16 protein-coding genes and 1 pseudogene are annotated in these 16,541 nt (G+C 60.1%); 11 read left to right on the top strand and 6 right to left on the bottom strand.

Translation table 11 applies throughout. The annotated features are described in order from the left end of the window. The first annotated feature begins 31 nt into the window (after positions 1–31). The 10 genes and pseudogenes from AC1DTN_RS26105 (at position 32) to AC1DTN_RS26060 (ending at position 8,756) form a co-directional block, all read left to right on the top strand. The gene (locus tag AC1DTN_RS26105) at positions 32–1,069 is read left to right on the top strand and encodes an NAD-dependent epimerase/dehydratase family protein (RefSeq protein ID WP_439018553.1); all 1,038 of its coding nucleotides are present in this window, start codon (positions 32–34) and stop codon (positions 1,067–1,069) included. Further along, positions 1,069–1,977: an allantoinase PuuE gene (locus AC1DTN_RS26100; RefSeq protein WP_439018552.1), complete on the top strand. Its 909-nt coding sequence runs from the start codon at positions 1,069–1,071 to the stop codon at positions 1,975–1,977. Before AC1DTN_RS26105 ends, AC1DTN_RS26100 begins: the two co-directional genes overlap by 1 nt. Continuing rightward, on the top strand, positions 1,970–3,661 hold the full coding sequence (locus tag AC1DTN_RS26095; RefSeq protein WP_442207409.1) for a thiamine pyrophosphate-requiring protein: 1,692 nt from the start codon (positions 1,970–1,972) through the stop codon (positions 3,659–3,661). The genes AC1DTN_RS26100 and AC1DTN_RS26095 overlap by 8 nt, the downstream gene beginning before the upstream one ends. A gap of 16 nt (positions 3,662–3,677) precedes the next feature. Then, complete coding sequence (locus AC1DTN_RS26090; protein ID WP_113321060.1) at positions 3,678–5,012, top strand: dihydroorotase; 1,335 nt, start codon at positions 3,678–3,680, stop codon at positions 5,010–5,012. 10 nt (positions 5,013–5,022) lie between these two features. Next, positions 5,023–5,796, top strand: a complete 774-nt coding sequence (locus AC1DTN_RS26085) for an SDR family NAD(P)-dependent oxidoreductase (protein WP_113321059.1) — start codon at positions 5,023–5,025, stop codon at positions 5,794–5,796. A 45-nt stretch (positions 5,797–5,841) separates the two neighbouring features. Beyond that, a complete protein-coding gene (locus AC1DTN_RS26080; RefSeq protein ID WP_113321058.1) occupies positions 5,842–6,627 on the top strand; it encodes an SDR family oxidoreductase in 786 nt (261 codons plus the stop codon). Between the two features lie 84 nt (positions 6,628–6,711). Continuing rightward, positions 6,712–6,936, top strand: a pseudogene (locus AC1DTN_RS26075) (hypothetical protein); the annotation flags it as partial. Positions 6,937–7,002: 66 nt separating this feature from the next. Further along, positions 7,003–7,338, top strand: coding sequence for an MDR/zinc-dependent alcohol dehydrogenase-like family protein (locus AC1DTN_RS26070; protein ID WP_442207411.1), 336 nt, complete (start codon positions 7,003–7,005; stop codon positions 7,336–7,338). Positions 7,339–7,569: 231 nt separating this feature from the next. Continuing rightward, positions 7,570–8,019, top strand: coding sequence for a GbsR/MarR family transcriptional regulator (locus AC1DTN_RS26065; RefSeq protein WP_477923227.1), 450 nt, complete (start codon positions 7,570–7,572; stop codon positions 8,017–8,019). A 53-nt stretch (positions 8,020–8,072) separates the two neighbouring features. After that, the gene (locus tag AC1DTN_RS26060) at positions 8,073–8,756 is read left to right on the top strand and encodes a methyltransferase family protein (protein ID WP_113321056.1); all 684 of its coding nucleotides are present in this window, start codon (positions 8,073–8,075) and stop codon (positions 8,754–8,756) included. Positions 8,757–9,115: 359 nt separating this feature from the next. Here AC1DTN_RS26060 and AC1DTN_RS26055 read toward each other — a convergent pair whose 3' ends face one another. The 6 genes from AC1DTN_RS26055 to AC1DTN_RS26030 all read right to left on the bottom strand — a co-directional run bounded on the left by AC1DTN_RS26055 (position 9,116) and on the right by AC1DTN_RS26030 (position 15,588). Beyond that, positions 9,116–9,862 (bottom strand): ribonuclease activity regulator RraA, encoded by a 747-nt coding sequence (locus AC1DTN_RS26055; RefSeq protein WP_113321055.1) that lies wholly within the window; start codon positions 9,860–9,862, stop codon positions 9,116–9,118. A 21-nt stretch (positions 9,863–9,883) separates the two neighbouring features. Beyond that, a complete protein-coding gene (locus tag AC1DTN_RS26050; protein ID WP_442207413.1) occupies positions 9,884–11,047 on the bottom strand; it encodes a mandelate racemase/muconate lactonizing enzyme family protein in 1,164 nt (387 codons plus the stop codon). Between the two features lie 33 nt (positions 11,048–11,080). Beyond that, a complete protein-coding gene (locus AC1DTN_RS26045) occupies positions 11,081–12,178 on the bottom strand; it encodes an ABC transporter ATP-binding protein (protein ID WP_442207414.1) in 1,098 nt (365 codons plus the stop codon). Positions 12,179–12,189: 11 nt separating this feature from the next. Then, the gene (locus tag AC1DTN_RS26040; protein WP_310380897.1) at positions 12,190–13,080 is read right to left on the bottom strand and encodes a carbohydrate ABC transporter permease; all 891 of its coding nucleotides are present in this window, start codon (positions 13,078–13,080) and stop codon (positions 12,190–12,192) included. Further along, positions 13,077–14,036 carry a carbohydrate ABC transporter permease gene (locus tag AC1DTN_RS26035; RefSeq protein WP_439018510.1) on the bottom strand — a complete coding sequence of 320 codons (960 nt, stop codon included), beginning with the start codon at positions 14,034–14,036 and terminating at the stop codon, positions 13,077–13,079. The genes AC1DTN_RS26040 and AC1DTN_RS26035 overlap by 4 nt, the downstream gene beginning before the upstream one ends. Positions 14,037–14,109: 73 nt before the next feature. Further along, on the bottom strand, positions 14,110–15,588 hold the full coding sequence (locus AC1DTN_RS26030) for an ABC transporter substrate-binding protein (RefSeq protein WP_442207415.1): 1,479 nt from the start codon (positions 15,586–15,588) through the stop codon (positions 14,110–14,112). 207 nt (positions 15,589–15,795) lie between these two features. Between AC1DTN_RS26030 and AC1DTN_RS26025 the strand changes: the two genes are divergently transcribed. Further along, the gene (locus AC1DTN_RS26025) at positions 15,796–16,506 is read left to right on the top strand and encodes a GntR family transcriptional regulator (RefSeq protein ID WP_477923225.1); all 711 of its coding nucleotides are present in this window, start codon (positions 15,796–15,798) and stop codon (positions 16,504–16,506) included. Positions 16,507–16,541 lie beyond the last annotated feature (35 nt).

Below are 16,541 nucleotides of genomic sequence, written 5' to 3'. Positions count from 1 at the left end.
GCATGTCGCGAAATCTTTGGATGGATTTGAAATGACCCTACTTGTCACCGGTGGAACCGGCTTTGTCATGAGTGTCCTTGCCCGGACGTGGCTCGATCGTGATGCCAGGGCGCGTGTCGTCATTCTTGACCGCGCCGGCCTGGATGACATGGCTGAGCGCTATTTTGCACCGGTCCGCGATCGGCTCACTGTTATCACGGCTGACATCTGTGATCCCGGCCAGTGGGAGGCAGCGCTCGACAGTCACGATATCCGTTACGTGGTCCATGGCGCGACTGTCACTCCAATCTCGCGTGGCAGTGCCGCAGAAGCAAAGCGCCAGCCCGAAGCTGACGATCCTGCCAGGATCGTCGATGTCAATTTCATGGGCACCGTGCACATTCTCGAATGGTTGAGGGAACGCCCCGGCATTCAACGCCTCGTCTTCGTCAGTTCGGGCTCCGTCTACCGTCACCACGGGCCGGATTGGACGGGTGAGCCGCTTCCTGAAGATGGCTATGTCGCGCCGCTGACGCTTTACGGGATCTCCAAATTTGCAGCCGAGATGGTCGTCAACCGCTACGCAGATCTGTTCGATCTGTCGGCGGCCTCCGTTCGGCTTGCGTCGGTTTATGGGCCGATGGACCGGGTCACCGGCAGCCGCAATTTCCGGCACGTGCCGAACCGGGTAGCCCACATGGCGCTTGCTGGCGAGACCATCCGGCCAAACAGCCTGGAGCCTGTCGGCGACTACATCACCTCGACCGATGTCGCCGATGCGATCATCGCGCTGATCCTCGCAGAACGCCTGCGTTACCGGCACTACAATATCGGCAGCGGCGAGACCTCGACGATCGGCGACATCATCGCCTGGGCGAAGGAGCGGGCTCCGGACCTGCAGGTCGATTTGAGCCCGGGGGAAACTGCCAACATCATTCAGGACGTCTCACTCAAAGACGGCATGTGGGGAGCCTACGACATTGCCCGCATCGCGCGCGACACCGGCTGGCAGCCGCGCGGCGCAAGGCAATCGTTCCACGATTACATGGACTGGATTATCGACAACGAAAATCAGAACGAGGGAAAGTGATGAGCGCCATGGCAAAAGATCAATCGCGCGACTTTGTCGGTTACGGCCCGAAGCCTCCTGTCATGACTTGGCCAGGTGGGGTCAAGCTCGCGATCAACCTTGTCCTGAACTACGAGGAGGGCGCCGAATATTCCTGGCTCGAGGACGGGCGAAACGACAATTGGGGCGAATACAATATCCCAAACAGCCCGCCGCTGCGCGACCTCGGCACCGAAACGCATTTTGAATATGGCAGTCGTGCCGGCGTCTGGCGCCTATCACGCCTGTTCGACCGCTACGATATTCCGGTAACCGTCTCGGCCTGCGCCGTTGCGCTCGAGAAAAACCCTGCCGTCATTGATTGGATGAATGCCCGCGGCCATGACCTGCTCGGCCACGGCCTGCGCTGGAGTGAATATTCCATCATGCCGCGCGATGAGGAGGAGCAACAGCTTCACGAAGCCATCGCCCTCTATCAAAAATTGACCGGCAAGCGGCCGATGGGCTGGAACTGCCGATCCTTTCCAAGCGTCAACACCCGAGATCTGATCGTCAGGGAAGGTGGCTTTCTCTATTATTCCGATCCCTGCAACGACGATCTTCCCTATTTTCTCGATCACGAAGGCACGCGCCTTCTCGTCGTTCCCTATTCGAAGACACTGAACGACAGCCGTTATCTGATTGCGCCCGGCTACAGCAATCCGCGCGATTTTGCCGAGGATTGCCGTTCTGCCATCGACTACATGATTGGCGAAGCCGACGAGATCGGGGGGCGCATGCTGACGATCGGCGTGCATGCGCGCTGGATGGGCCAGCCCAATCGGGCGTCGGGGCTTCGGGACGTGATCGAACACGTCAAGAAGACCCCGGGCGCTGCCTTCATGCGACGCGAAGACATCGCTCGTTACTGGATGGATCATCATGGCTGACGGTGCGCATGCGATGCCGGGTGACCATCGTCAAGCAGAGGCGGAAACGATAAGCGGCGCCGAATATGTCGCCGGTGTCTTGAAGCAGGAAGGCGTCAAGCAGATCATCGGCTTTCCGGCAAGCGAGCTTTTTGATGCGTCTGCCGCGCTCGATATTCCGCCGCTGATCGCACGTACGCAGCGGGTCGCCGTCAACATTGCCGAAGGTTACGCCCGGGCGACGGCCGGCAGGGAGCTCGCCGTCGTCACCGTCCAGTACGGTCCGGGAGCCGAAAGCGCCTTTGCCGGTATCGCTCAGGCCTTCAATGATCGTGTGCCGATGCTGTTCCTGCCGACCGGTTATCCGCGCGGATCGGAAGCGGTCGCCCCGAATTTCGAATCCCGTCGCAACTTCCGCCACATCACTAAATGGTGCGAAGCGGCAACGCAGGTCGCCGATCTGCCGAAGCTGATGCATGCGGCAATTTCACGTGTCAGAAACGGGCCGCCGGCGCCCGTTCTGCTGGAACTGCCGGTCGATTTGTTGGCCGAAACGCTCGACGCCCGTCCGGCCGATCATCGCCGCCCGCGCCGCAGCGTGCCGCAGGCCGATGACGGTGAGGTGGCCAATCTGGTTGAAGCGCTGATTGCGGCCAAGAGCCCGGTGATCCTGGCAGGGCAGGGAGTTCTCGCCGCATCGGCCACGCAGGACCTGGTCGAGCTGGCCGAGTTGTTGAACGTTCCCGTCATGACGACACCGAACGGCAAGAGCGCCTTTCCCGAAGACCATCCACTTGCGCTTGGGACTGCCGGCCGGGCACGACCGGCGACGGTCGACCATTTTCTCGAAAGGGCCGATGTCGTGTTTGCCCTCGGCAGCAGCCTGACGCGCTCCTATTACATCCTGCCGGTCCCGGACGACAAAACCATCCTGCAGGTGACGCTCGACGAAGCCGATCTCGGCAAGGACTATGCGATCTCGCAAGGCGTGATCGGTGATGCCGCCTCCGTCCTCAGGCAGATGATTACGCTTATCCGCCGGGAATTTCTGCCACTTGGCGACCGGCCGCAGCCGGCGGCAGAAATCGCCGTCATTCGTGCGGCCTTCTTGGAAAAGTGGATGCCGCTGCTGACATCGGACAGCACACCGATCTCGCCCTACCGTGTCGTCTGGGAGATCATGCAGGCGATCGATCCGAAGACCTCGATCGTGACGCATGATGCCGGTAATCCGCGTGACCAGTTCTGCCCGTTCTATATGGCAAGCACGCCCGGCGGCTACATCGGCTGGGGCAAGACCACCCAGCTCGGCAGCGGCCTCGGCTTTGCGATGGGGGCCAAGCTTGCTCGTCCCGATGCGACGGTCGTCAATCTGATGGGAGAGTCCGCCTTCGGAATGGTCGGCATCGACTTCGAAACCGCCGTGCGGTGCAATCTGCCAGTCCTGACGGTCGTGCTGCGCAACAACGTGCTCGGCGGCTACGCGAAAAGCATGCCGATTGCCACCACGAAATATGGCGCGAATCGGGTGACGGGCAACTACGCTCCGATCGCTGAAGCCCTCGGTGGCTACAGCGAATGTGTGATCGAACCGGAGAACCTGCGTCCCGCATTGTTGCGCGCGCTGGACAGGGTTACAGCCGGCCAGGCCGCGCTGATCGAGGTTGTCACGCACGAAGAACCGCGGCTCGCAGGTCTGTGGTAGAAAAGCGGAGGCGGACGTGTTCGATACGATGATCCTTGGCGGCACGGTCGTCAATGCAAACGGTCAAGGCCGTGCGGATGTCGGCATTCTCGATGGACGGATAGCGGCTCTGCTTGCGCCTGGCGAGACCGCGATGGCACGCAATTTCATCGATGCGGGCGGCAAGCAGCTATTGCCGGGGCTCGTCGATGCGCATGCGCATCTGCGAGAACCCGGACTGACGCACAAGGAAGACTTTGAGAGCGGCACGCATGCCGGCGCTCTCGGCGGCGTGACAACGATCCTCGACATGCCGACGGACGATCCCTGGACGGCTTCGGCGCAGCAATTGTCCGACAAGATGGCGAGCGCAGCGGGACGACTGAATGTCGACGTCGGTTTTCAGGCGGTGGTTTCAAAGAGCTGCGACAGCCTGGATGACCTGCTTGCCTTGTCKCCGGTTTCGCTTGAACTGTTCACGGCAGATGTGCCTGCCGACTATCGGTTCGACAGTCTGGACGCGGTCACGCAGATGCTGCGCCGGTTGAAGGACACCGGCACGGTGATCGGTGTTTCCCCCGGCGACCAGTCGATCCTCGAGGGAACCAGTTCACGCGACCGCAGCGGCGGCATTTCGGCGTTTCTTGCCAGCAGGCCGCCGCTCGCCGAAGCCGGCGGTATCGCGCGTGCGGTTCTTGCCGCCGCCGAGAGCGGTGCGCGAGTGCATGTTCGCCAGGTCAATTCGAAGCTCGGCGTCGAAACCTGGCGCCGCCTTCAGGGCATGGCTGACGTCACTATCGAAACGACGCCGCAGAACCTGTTCTTCACATCCGACGACTACGAGACGGACGGTGCCAAGCTGAAGGGATCACCGCCGTTTCGCGCGCATGACGATGTCGCTGCCCTGCGCCATGCGGTCTCGGAGGGCCTGATCACGATCATGGCGACCGATCACGCACCGCACAGCCCGGCCGAGAAGTCGGCGGCCTATGAATCCTTTGCCGATATTCCCGGCGGCATGCCCGGACTTCAGACATTGCTTTCGGTGATGCTGGGCCTTGTGGCGGAAAAGGTCATAGGGCTTCCGGACCTGGTGCGGATCTGCGCCTACAATCCCGCCCACCGCTTCGGGCTTGGACGTTCGAAAGGGTCGATCGCCGTCGGTCGTGATGCCGACATGCTGATTGTCGATATGGGCAGATCAGCTGTCATCACCAATGCCGAACAGTCTTCGCGCGCCGCTTACACACCATTTCATGGCAGGCGTGCGGCCGGCCGGTTGACCGATGTCTTCCTCCGCGGCGAACGCATCGTCAAAGACGGAACGCTCATCATCCCCAATCGCGGCCAGGTCGTCCGCAGGGCCGACTAAAGGAACTCCCATGCCTATGCTCGAGAAGAAAATTGCCATTGTCACCGGAGCGAGTTCCGGTCTCGGTCGCGCGATCGCGCTTCGCTACGCCCAAGAGGGCGCGACCGTCGTGATTGGCGACGTCTCCGAGGATCCGATCGAGGGAGGTGAAACGACCCTTTCCCGCATCCGGGCGGCAGGCGGAAAGGGTATGTTCATAAAGGCCGACATTTCCAGATGGGCTGACGTCGATGCGCTGGTCTCACAGACGGTGAAAGGGTTTGGGCGGCTCGACATCATGGTCAACAATGCCGCGATCTACACTTCGACCGATCTCCTGGAAACGTCGCCGCAACAATGGGATCGGGTGATCGCCGTCAATGTCACCGGCTTCTTTTATTGCTGCAAGCGGGCAGCGCAGCAATTCCTACTGCAGGAGCCGGTCGGCGACACGCGCGGACGCATCATCAACATTTCGTCGCAGCACGGCATGGTCGCCTGCCCAGGCGATTTCCCCTACGGGGTCAGCAAGGGTGCGATCGTCCAGATGACCCGGCAAATTGCTGTCGACCATGCAGCGGCAGGAATCGTTTGCAATGCGATCGCCCCCGGCAAGATCATCACCGGCAAGCCGGGTGTCGCCAACGATCTTGACGCTCTCGACTATTCACGCCGTCGCACGCCCTGGCCGCGGCTCGGCGAGCCGCGCGATGTCGCGAATGCTGCACTTTTCCTCGCCAGCGACATGGCGAGCTACATGACCGGCGTCAACCTGATGGTCGACGGCGGCTGGATGGCGGGCTGATCATGACGTCGCACAAGTTCGACAATAACGGAAAGGAAACAGACCATGGATCTAGGATTGAAAGGCAAGACTGCCCTCGTATTGGGCGCCGGTGGCGGACTTGGCGGAGCAATCGCCAAGACGCTAGCCGCGGAGGGCGCGAACGTCGCCGTTGCCGATATCAACAGGGAGGCGGCCGACAAGACCGTCGCAACAATCGCGGCGGCCGGCGGATCGGCGATGGCGTTTCAATGGGATCTTGCCGATCTCGGTGTGATCGAGCCCAATCTCGCTGCAATAGATAAGCAGTTCGGTCAGGTGGATGTTCTCGTCAATATCACCGGCGGCCCGCCGCCGACGCTCGTTTCCGGTCAGAACGCCGAAAGCTGGCGCAAGTATTTCGATAGCATGGTTCTCTCGGTCATCGCCATCAGCGACGCCGTGCTTCCCAAGATGCGTGAAAAGAAGTGGGGCCGTATCATCACCTCGACATCGTCGGGTGTCGTCGCGCCCATTCCCAACCTTGGCCTCTCGAATGCCCTGCGCATGTCCCTGCTTGGCTGGTCCAAGACTTTGGCGGGTGAAGTCGGCCGTGATGGCGTGACCGTCAATGTCGTCCTGCCGGGACGTATCGCTACGCAGCGCATCACTTTCCTCGATGAGCAAAAGGCCAAGCGTGAAGGCAGGCCTGTGGAGGAGGTCTCGGCCGCAAGCACCGCCTCGATCCCGGTCGGCCGCTATGGAGACCCTCAGGAATATGCTGACGTGGTCGCTTTCATTGCAAGCATGCGATCCTCCTATCTGACCGGTTCTGTCATCAGGGTCGATGGCGGCCTGATCGCAAGCGTGTGAGAGGGCGGCCTTGCCCCGACCGTCCACTCTCCGGCGGATGGTCCCGCCGGAGATCGTCTCTGGTTCTTTAGAAGTTCCACCGCCCTCATGGCCGATCACGGCATCACATGCTCGATGAGCCGATCCGGCAATGTCTCGGACAATGCCGCGATGGAAAGCTTCTTCTCATCACTCAAAACGGGACGAACTGCTCGCAAGGTAGGGCGATACAATAATGATCTTCGGCGCCAGCGGCGGTATCGGGCACATGGCCATCCAACCCGCAAAACGAATGGGCGCCCGAGTATTCGCGGTGGCTTCGGGCGATGACGGCGTGGCGCATCGCTGCGGCTGGGTGCCGACGCCATCGTCAATGGGCGCAAGGACGACGCGGCGGTGGCCGCTCGTGAATTCGCTCCTGGCGGCCTCGACGCTGCCGTTGTCACCGTCGGCGGTGAGACGGCCGACCAAGCGCTGTCGTCAGTGCGAGATGGCGGTCGGGTCGCCTCTCCCTACGGCGTGATGCCCGATCCAAATGTCCGGCCCGGCGTTACGCTCATTCGCTACAACGGCGCCCGCTGCCAGGACGCGACCTGCAAGCTTAACCGCCTGATTGACTCTGGCCCGTTCGATGTCCATGTCGCCCGTACAGTACATTCCCGTTCGAACAGGTCTTTGATGCCCACCGGGCCCTTGCCATCCACTACGTCGGCAAGCTCGCTTTGCGGGTGAGTTGAGCAAATGGTGGATTGCATCAGACATCACCAGGCGTGGCGACAAGCGACGCCTTCGGCGTCGCTGCGATTGTTGAGCTGATGACTCGTGGCGCCGTTGTAGCCGCGCACGCAGAGTTCGCCATCCACCGCGACCGGCCATAGGAAGCATGAGCCCCCTCCAGAGCTTGATACTTGCCATCAGCTCTTCATTCTATATATTCGGGATATGTCGAATATATCAAATAAAATGCATGAAGACGAGCAGCGCTTCGTGGAGGATATGGCGCGCCTGCTGGTGCCTTCGGGCGTGCCGCCCATCGCCGCCCGGCTTTATGGTCATCTGCTTCTCTGCCCCCGTCCCGTCAGCCTAGACCAGATCACCGAGGATCTCGGGATCAGCAAGAGCAGCGCAAGCGTGGCAGCGCGTTTGTTGGAGACCTATACGCTCGCGCGTCGCCACAGCGAGCCCGGAACCAAGCGCGCGCTTTACGCGGTGGCCGACGACTACGAAGCCATGATCCGACAACAGAACCGGCTGCTCGATGCACTGGCCGAGCAGCTGAACGCCGGGGCAGGAATCGTCCCGTCCAAGGAAGTAAACGCACGTCTCGAGGAGATGGCGGAATTCTATCGGGTGATGCGCGGCGCCATGGATGACGCCATGAGCCACTGGAAACGTAGCCGGCGCCGGCGGTGAAGGGTGAATTCCCGTGGCGGAAGAATTAACAGCTTCGACATGAGAGGCAAGAAATGGGTCTCGTTCTAAATCTTATCATCCAGACGATCGTCTGGTACGGCTTCATGGGTGCGATTATCTTTGGCGCCGCGGGCACGATAGACTACATCGGTGGGTGGCTCTATCTCGGTGAAATGGTCGCACTATCAATCGTTTTTGGGACAATCATGATGCGCGTTGATCCCGGGCTGCTCAGAGAACGCCTGAAGCCGCCTTTGCAAAAGGATCAGCCGCTCGCGGACAAGCTGATTATAATTCCAGTCCTGCTCCTCATATTTGGAGGAATGGGTTTCATGGCAGCAGATGCGGCGCGCTGGCGCTGGTCGGCGATGCCATCTTCCGTGCAGTGGGCAGGCTGCGGCCTCCTTCTGGCGGGACTTTTGTTCATTTACTGGGTTATGCGCACGAACAGCTTCGCGGCGCCGGTCGTGAAAATACAAAAGGACCGCGGGCAGGCGGTTATCACAACAGGCCCTTATGCCATCGTCCGCCATCCGATGTATTTCGGCGCGCTTTTCTACATCGCCGGTACCTCGCTCGTGCTCGGCTCATGGTGGGGGCTTGTGACGGTCCCCATCCTCGCATTCTTATTCGGCATCCGGATCGGCATTGAAGAAAAAACACTGCGCACGGGCCTCGATGGCTATGACGATTATGCGCGCCGCGTGCGCTGGCGCCTGATTCCATTCATCTGGTGAGACTGCCCGCCACGATGGCCGATCTCGACGAGAAATCATGCCGTCGAATACGACAGACGGATCGAATTAGCAGGATACATTGCGGCAACGCGTGGCGGTACGTGGCCCGAAGTTTAAATTTTCAGCCCCTCCCGACCTGAACGTTGACCAGGTCCGAAAGACGTCGCCATGCAACGTTCGGCCCAAAGCTGCCGACATCCGAAACCCTTCATAGAAGGTGACATTCGGCGAACCTCGGCTGGAGCCCGGCTGCCAGATCGAAAAGCGGGCGCCGATGGCGACATTCGACTCCGCGCTTTTTGTGTAGACGTCGGCGATACCCGAGAAAGTTCGCCGCCCCGCCTTGAGCAATCCATTGGCTAAGTTGTTCCCAAGCGGTTTGTTTTGCGCCACTCTTCGTATTCTCCGCGGGCATCGTCATGGAGCGGATAGTAGCGCTGCAACGACCCGCCCCCCATAAGCTTCACGCGTGAGAACTCCTCCCAATCGTGATGCTTTTGCGATTCTTCGATGACCTTCGCGGCCATTGCGACTGGAAGCACCACCACCCCGTCATCGTCGGCGACGATGATGTCTCCGGGGATGACCGTGACACCGCCACAGGCAATCGGAACATTGACGGCGTTGGGATAGATGCCAGTCTGCACATGATAGTTGGGCGTCCAGCCACGCAGCCATAAAGGTAGATCCAGCTTCTCGACATTGGGCCGATCGCGCATGCAGCCATCGATCACGATGCCAGCGCCGCCTCGTCCTTTGAAATACGTCGACATCATATCGCCGAAGACGCCGGAGCTCATGTCGCCGCGCGCGTCGACCACGACCACATCGCCCTCCTGCGCGTGATAAAGCACATGGCGGTGCAACTGCGTCTCCGGATCCGCATATTCTCCCTCGGTAAAGAGGTCCGGCCGCTGGGGCAGGAATTGAAGCGTCAGGGCCGGCCCGACGATCGATTTTCCGTGATTCTGCGCCACGGGACCCACCATGTGCGGATTGCGGAAGCCCATGTGGCCAAGCGTGCCGGAAACCGTCGCGGCGCCGATCTCCTTCAGCGCGTCGATCAACTCTTTGGGCGGTCGCGTAATGTCGGGCGTGTGTGTCATTCTAAGCTCCGGTGGATGAAACTACCAGTTTGTCACTGAACCGTCGCGGCGCTTCAGGTGAGGCGCTTCCCAGAAACGAAAGCTCTCCGCCTTGATCGCCTCTTCGTTGACCTCGACGCCGAGCCCCGGCAAATCGCTGACCGGATAGTCGGGGCCGTCGAGTCGTGGTTGCACGGGGAAGAAGTCGGAATTATCGAACCCCAGCTTTGCTTCGGGCGCCCTTGTCTCGAGCCAGGCGAAATTCGCTACCGCGGCGGCGAGATGGATAGTCGCGGCAGTGCAGACTGGGCCGAGGGGATTGTGCGGCATCAGGTCCACATAGTGCGCCTCGCTCCAGCCCGCGACCTTCATCGCTTCAGTGAGCCCGCCCACATTGCAAACATCGAGCCGGTTGAACTGATGGATGCCACGCTCGACGTAGGGCAGGAATTGCCACTTGCTGGCAAATTCCTCGCCGATGGCGAACGGGATGTCGGTCATCGTGCGCAGGGATTGGTAAGCCTCCGGCGTTTCGTCTCGTATCGGCTCCTCGAGGAAATCAAGCACGCCACGGCCGAGCTTGTTGCAGAAGCTCGCCGCCTCTGCCACCGAGAGCCGATGATGATAGTCGATGCCGAGGACGACGTCGTCGTCCAGCGCTTCACGCGCCTTGTTCAGCATACGTGCGGTAGGCCCGATCGACTCCCGCGGCTCAAAGATATCCCTGCTGTTTTGCCCGATGGGGAAGAAGCGGATCGCCTGCCACCCCTGGGCGCGTAGTTCGCGGGCTCGTTCGATGGCAGCATCGCCCTCGGCCTCGTCACCGGTCGAGGCGAAGGTCGGAATGCGGTCGCGCTGCTTGCCGCCTAACAGATCGTAGGCCGGCACCCCCAGCGCCTTGCCCTTGATGTCGTGAAGGGCAATGTCGATGGCCGAAATCGCCGCCTGCAGAACGCGCCCGCCTTCGAAATATTGGCTGCGATAAACTTCTTGCCAGATCCGCCCAATTTGCATCGGGTCGCGGCCGATGAGAAATTCGCGATAGTGCTCGATCGCGCCGGCCACGGCCTTCTCGCGCCCGCTCAGGCCGCTCTCGCCCCAGCCGAAGATGCCATCGTCGGTCTCCACCTTGACCAGCATCTGGTTGCGCGTTCCTACCCATACTGGATAGGGCTTGATCGCCGTGATTTTGAGCTTCGCAGTCATCCACGCCCTCGTTTCACACGCATCCGCCTGGTCTCAGTTGGCCTTGAGCGCCATTTCTGTTTGGCCGTCGAAAAGATGCATCCGCTCCTGATCGAACTCGAGCCAAATTTGTTCATCGGGCGCCACGGCAATGGTCGGCGGCACGCTGACGTTGACGATGGCGCCAGACAGAAACGCCTGCACGAAAGTGACGTCTCCGGTCGGCTCCACTGTGTAGGCCTTGGCAGGGACGCTTCCAGGTATCGCGCTCTTATGCAGCCTGATCGTCGAGTGACGTGCCCCGAGCACGACTTTCTTGGTTGTTGCCCTCGAGACCTTCTGAGCGTTTTGTGGCGAGAGCTCGAGGCGCCAGCCCTCCGCGCTCGTCAACACAGTATTGCCGTTTGCCGTTGACGCCTCCAGCGGAACGAGGCTCATCGCCGGGCTGCCGACGAAGCTGGCGACGAACATGTTCACAGGATGGGCAAAGACCTGCGCCGGTGTATCGTATTGCTGCAAGTAGCCGCCGTTCATCACCGCCATCCTGTCGGCCATGGTTACCGCTTCGAGCTGGTCGTGTGTCACGTAGATGATCGTGGCGTTGAGGTCCTGGTGGAAACGCTTGATCTCCGACCGCATCTGCACGCGCAGCTTCGCGTCGAGGTTGGAGAGTGGTTCATCCATCAGGAATACCGCCGGATCGCGAACGAGGGCACGGCCCAGCGCCACGCGCTGCTGTTGGCCGCCCGAAAGTTCGCGCGGCTTGCGCTCGAGCAACTGCGTCATGTCGAGCACGCGCGCTGCTTCCTTGACCTTCTTGTCGATCTCGTCCCTTGGCAGTTTGCGCATCTGCAGCGGGAACGCCAGATTTTTGTAAACCGATTTCTGCGGATAGAGCGCGTAGTTCTGGAACACCATTGCGATGTCCCGGTCCTTGGGGTCGAGGTCGTTGACCACCCTGTCGCCGATGACGATGTCGCCAGATGTGATGGGGATGAGCCCCGCCACAAGATTGAGTGTGGTTGTCTTGCCGCAGCCTGAGGGGCCGACGAGCGCAACGAATTCGCCGTCGTTGACCGTCAGCGAAACGTCGTTGACAGCTTTGAAGCTGCCATAGGTCTTGACCAGATCTTTGAGGACCACATGGGCCACCGGCAACTCCCTTAGTGCTTGACTGCGCCTTCCGTGAGGGCGCGTACGAAGTATCGCTGCAGGACAAGGAACAGAACCACGACGGGCACGCTCATCATGAAGCTGGCCGCCATCAGGCCCGGAAAGTCCGTTGTATTCTCCGAGAAGAAGCGCTGGATGCCGACCGGCAGTGTCAACTGCTCGTTCTTGGAGAGGAAGGTGTAGGCGTAGATGTACTCGTTCCACGCGCCGATGAAGGAATAGATCGCCGTGGCGATGATTCCCGGCGCCGAAAGCGGCATCACGATGAGGACAAAGGCCTGGAACCGCGTTGCCCCGTCGATGCGTGCGGCCTGCTCGAGTTGCACCGGGATGTTGTCGTAGAAGCCCTTGAGCAGCCAGATTGCCAGCGGCAGGCCGAATGTGAGGTAGGTGAGGATGAGCGACCCATGCGTGTTCACCAGCCCGATCGCGCGCATCAGGATGAAGAGCGGCACGAGAAAAATCACTGCCGGGAACATGTTCCGAAGCAAGACGGCGAAGAACAGAAAGTTCCGACCCGGGAAGGTGAAGCGCGAAAACGCGTAGGCCGCAGGAACTGCCACGATCACCGAAAGGATGGTCGTGGCGGTGGAGACGAAAAGGCTGTTCCAGAAGAAGCGCAGGAAGTCCTGGCCGACGCTGTTTTGCGGATCGAGCAGCTTCTGGTAGCTGGCAAGGGTGGGTTGGTCCGGCCACCATTGCGGCGGGAATTGCATGGCCGCGAAGCCGGACTTGATCGAGGTGATCAGCATCCAGATCATCGGTAATGCGGTGTAAAGCAGCATGAACACGAGGAAGATGCGTCCGCCCCACCGCCATCCATCGATGCGGGTACGGCGACGCGCCTGGCTTCGACGAGCAGTCTCGGCAATCGCGCTCATTCGTTTCCATCCTTCCGTTCATTGCCGCTCAATGCACGGACGTAGAAGTAGCCGAGCGACATCAGGATCAGGAACAGCAGCACCGAATAGGCCGATGCCACCCCCCAGCGCTGGCGGCCGAAGGCGAGCTCATAAATATGGGTGATCCAGATATGCGATGCGTTCGACGGCCCACCGCCGGTCATGATCCAGGGGATGATGAAAGAATTGAAGTTCGCCACTGCCAGCAGAAGGATCGTCACCGTCGAGACGTTTCTCAAGTGCGGAAAGGTGACGTGCCAGAACCGCTGCCATGCATTGGCTCCGTCGACCTTTGCTGCGCGCAGCAACTGATCGGGAACCGTCTGCAGCCCAGCCATCATCATGATCATAGCAAACGGAAACTCTCGCCAGATATTCACGACGATCAGCGAGGGCAGCACCGTGCTGACGCTGTCGATGAAATTCGGCGGCCGGTCGGCCAACCCGAGGCCGACCAGCACCGCGCCAATGATCCCAAAGTCCGAATGGTAGATCCACTTCCAGATATAGGACGCGGCGACCGCGCTGATGACCCAGGGAATGATCAGGATGGCCCGCAGGATGCCGCGGCCGATAAAGTCGCGATGGAGCGCCAAGGCACAGGCAAATCCCAGGACAAATGAGATAAAAGTGGATGCCAGTGTCCAGATAAGAGTGTTCGAGGTGACCGTCCAGAACACCGGACTTGTGAGGATGGCGATGTAGTTGTCGAAGCCGACGAAAATCTTGTCCCGGAGCTGAAGGCCAGGTGGTGTATTAAAGAACGACAGCTCGATCGTGTAGTAGATAGGGTAGGCTATGACGATGAGCATTACGGCGATCGCAGGAAGCACATACGCGTAGTCAGCGCGATGCTCCCAAATCTTTCGCAGCACGCCGGACCTATCGGGGTGCAGTCTTCGGCGAACCTCGGCCTTGCCAGTCAAGATCGTCACTGTGCCCTGCCCTTATTCTTCGGAAGAAACCGGCTGCAATCGAGGCGCAGCCGGTCAGATCGGCAGGCCTGGACTAGAGTCCGCCGTCCGTCAGGTCTTTTACCTTCTTGGCTGCGTCGTCTGCTGCTTGGTCGACGGTCATGGCTCCGGTCAGGGCATTCTGCAGCATGTCCGGGACGATAATATTCATGATCTCGGGAGACTGTGGCAGCGCCGGGAAGGGGATGCCGTATGGCAGCATCGAGGTCGTGACATCAAGGAACTTGATGTTATCAAGACGTTCCTTCATCCATTTGGTCTTGAAGCCGTTAAGGTTTCCCGGGTTCGAGCCGGCATAGGCCATCTTCAGCGACCATTCGGGGCTCGTCCACATGCAGATGATAGCCTTTGCAGCCGGCTCGTCTACCTTGCCGCCCTCGACATATTCGGGCTTCAGGATGTGAATGTTGGAGCCGCCAAACACGACGGCACGCTTGCCGTCGGGGCCGGTCGGAATCAGGCCGTAGCGCATGTTGTCGATGACGGTCTGCGCTTTTTCCTTGTCGCTGCCCGTCGTCTTCTTCTGCAGGTCGAGCATGACGTTGTAGTCGGACGGGTGCGAGATCATCATGCCGAGCTGGCCAGCGAGGAAGAGGGGCTGGTTGTCCGCCTGCTGGTTGGTGAGTGCCGAAACCGGAACCGACTTGTCGCGAACATACATATCGTAGGAGGCTTGCAATGCCGCCTTGCTCTGCGGGCTATTGAGCTCGACCTCTTTATAGGTTGGGTTGGCGGTAGCTTCGTCGAAGACGCCGCCGCCATAGGCCCACAGTTGCGGCATGAAACGGTACGGCGTATTGCCCGCATTCTTGCGCGCCACGAGGCCGTAACCGGCAATGCCGAGCCTGTCGTGGATCTGCTTGGAATCTTTGACGACGTCGTCCCAGGTTGCCGGAGCCTTGTCCGGATCGAGGCCTGCACGCTTGAAGATGTCGGCGTTCCAGATGAACGCCATCGTCTCGTTGTTGGTTGGAATGCCGTAGGTCACCCCGTCCCAGGTTACAGCCTTCATTGCGCCGGGCCAGAAATCCTCGGTCGAATACCCGACATCTTCGGGTTTGAGCGGCTGCAAATAGCCCTTTGCGGCGAACTCGGTGCCACCAAGGATTTGCAGGCGGACCGCCATGGGCGCTGCATTGCCAAGGAGTGCGGTCCGGAACTTGTCGAGCAGGTCGTTATAGGTGAGGGCTTGTTCCTCGAGCTGGATGTTCGGATAGGTTTTGCGGAAGGTCTCGAAGAAGTCCTTGTAATACTGGCGCAGGAGGTCGGGGTCGCCCTCGAAGACGCCCTGATACCAGAAAGTCAGTCGCCCCTTATAGTCGAGCGGAGTGACCTTGGCGCAATCGGCCGCCGTGTCAAAATCTTGTGTGCCGGCGATGGAGCGAACGTATTCCGGCGACCACTTGCTCAGGTCGACCGGCGCACCCATCGCAGACACGGACATCAACGATACCATCAAAGCAGTCGAGACAGTGCCGCACAGGATGGCACGGCCGAGTGAAATCCTCGTCATAGGTAACCTCCCAGGTTTTCTCCCATGCCGCTCTGCATCGAGGCGAGCGGTCTTTGCTCTCCGGCCGCGGGACTTCCCCTAATGTATCCCTTCGACCTGATCATACGTTTTCAGATCGTAGATTGCCTGTCAATCAGAGAAATCGTACATTGTTTAGAGAAGCTTCGCGTGATATCCGAACAATGTGTGTATTCATTGGGGACAATCTTGGCCGAAACGAGCGATTTTAAAGCACAGCCACCCGAAGGCATCGACGCTATCGGGGCCTCCAGTGAGGGCGCCTCGCTTTATCAACTGATCAGGGATGACATCATCGAAGGGCGGCTCGCTGCCAACGAGCGGCTTGTTGTCACCGATCTCGCCCGGCGCCACGGCACCTCGACCAACCCCGTGCGCGAGGCTCTGCAACTGTTGCGCGGGGAGGGCTTTGTCACCTTCGTCCCCAACCGCGGAGCGCGTGTCCGGCCCATAGATCAGGATTTCGTTAGGGACATCTATGAGATCGGGGTCTTGATCGAGCCGGCACTGACGAAATGGTTCGTGAATATGGCCACCGTCGAGGACATTGCTGAACTCGAACGCATCCAAGGCCTGATTGAAGAGAACAACTTCGCCGACCCGTTCAGACACAGCGAACTGGACACCGCCTTTCACACGGTAATGTACCAGAAGCACTACAACCGCCATGCCGCCGAGCTTTGGTGGAAGCATCGCGAAGTGCTTCGAGCCGTAAGTCGGCGTTTCGACTTCACGCTCGCCCGGCGTGCCGCAATCCTTAGCGAGCATCGCGAGCTCATCGCGCATGTAAAAGCGGGACATGCGAACGAGGCAGCCGAACTCATTGCACGCCATGTTGAGGGCTCCGGCCGGYACATCCTCGAGCACATGCGTGCGCGTAATGCCGCTCGGGCAGGATAGAATCCACAACCTGAATATCGTTATCCCGACCACTT

This window comes from Rhizobium sp. 01T444 (assembly GCF_056398305.1).
The sequence above is the reverse complement of the archived record's forward strand: the minus strand, read 5'-3'. Positions and strand labels throughout refer to the sequence as shown.

Excerpts from the sequence above, each read along its gene's own strand:
- AC1DTN_RS26105 (WP_439018553.1), top strand. The coding sequence starts at position 32 with ATGACCCTACTTGTCACCGGTGGAACCGGCTTTGTCATGAGTGTCCTT.
- AC1DTN_RS26100 (WP_439018552.1), top strand. The coding sequence starts at position 1,069 with ATGAGCGCCATGGCAAAAGATCAATCGCGCGACTTTGTCGGTTACGGC.
- AC1DTN_RS26095 (WP_442207409.1), top strand. The coding sequence starts at position 1,970 with ATGGCTGACGGTGCGCATGCGATGCCGGGTGACCATCGTCAAGCAGAG.
- AC1DTN_RS26085 (WP_113321059.1), top strand. The coding sequence starts at position 5,023 with ATGCCTATGCTCGAGAAGAAAATTGCCATTGTCACCGGAGCGAGTTCC.
- AC1DTN_RS26080 (WP_113321058.1), top strand. The coding sequence starts at position 5,842 with ATGGATCTAGGATTGAAAGGCAAGACTGCCCTCGTATTGGGCGCCGGT.
- AC1DTN_RS26065 (WP_477923227.1), top strand. The coding sequence starts at position 7,570 with ATGCATGAAGACGAGCAGCGCTTCGTGGAGGATATGGCGCGCCTGCTG.
- AC1DTN_RS26060 (WP_113321056.1), top strand. The coding sequence starts at position 8,073 with ATGGGTCTCGTTCTAAATCTTATCATCCAGACGATCGTCTGGTACGGC.
- AC1DTN_RS26055 (WP_113321055.1), bottom strand. The coding sequence starts at position 9,862 with ATGACACACACGCCCGACATTACGCGACCGCCCAAAGAGTTGATCGAC.
- AC1DTN_RS26050 (WP_442207413.1), bottom strand. The coding sequence starts at position 11,047 with ATGACTGCGAAGCTCAAAATCACGGCGATCAAGCCCTATCCAGTATGG.
- AC1DTN_RS26040 (WP_310380897.1), bottom strand. The coding sequence starts at position 13,080 with ATGAGCGCGATTGCCGAGACTGCTCGTCGAAGCCAGGCGCGTCGCCGT.
- AC1DTN_RS26030 (WP_442207415.1), bottom strand. The coding sequence starts at position 15,588 with ATGACGAGGATTTCACTCGGCCGTGCCATCCTGTGCGGCACTGTCTCG.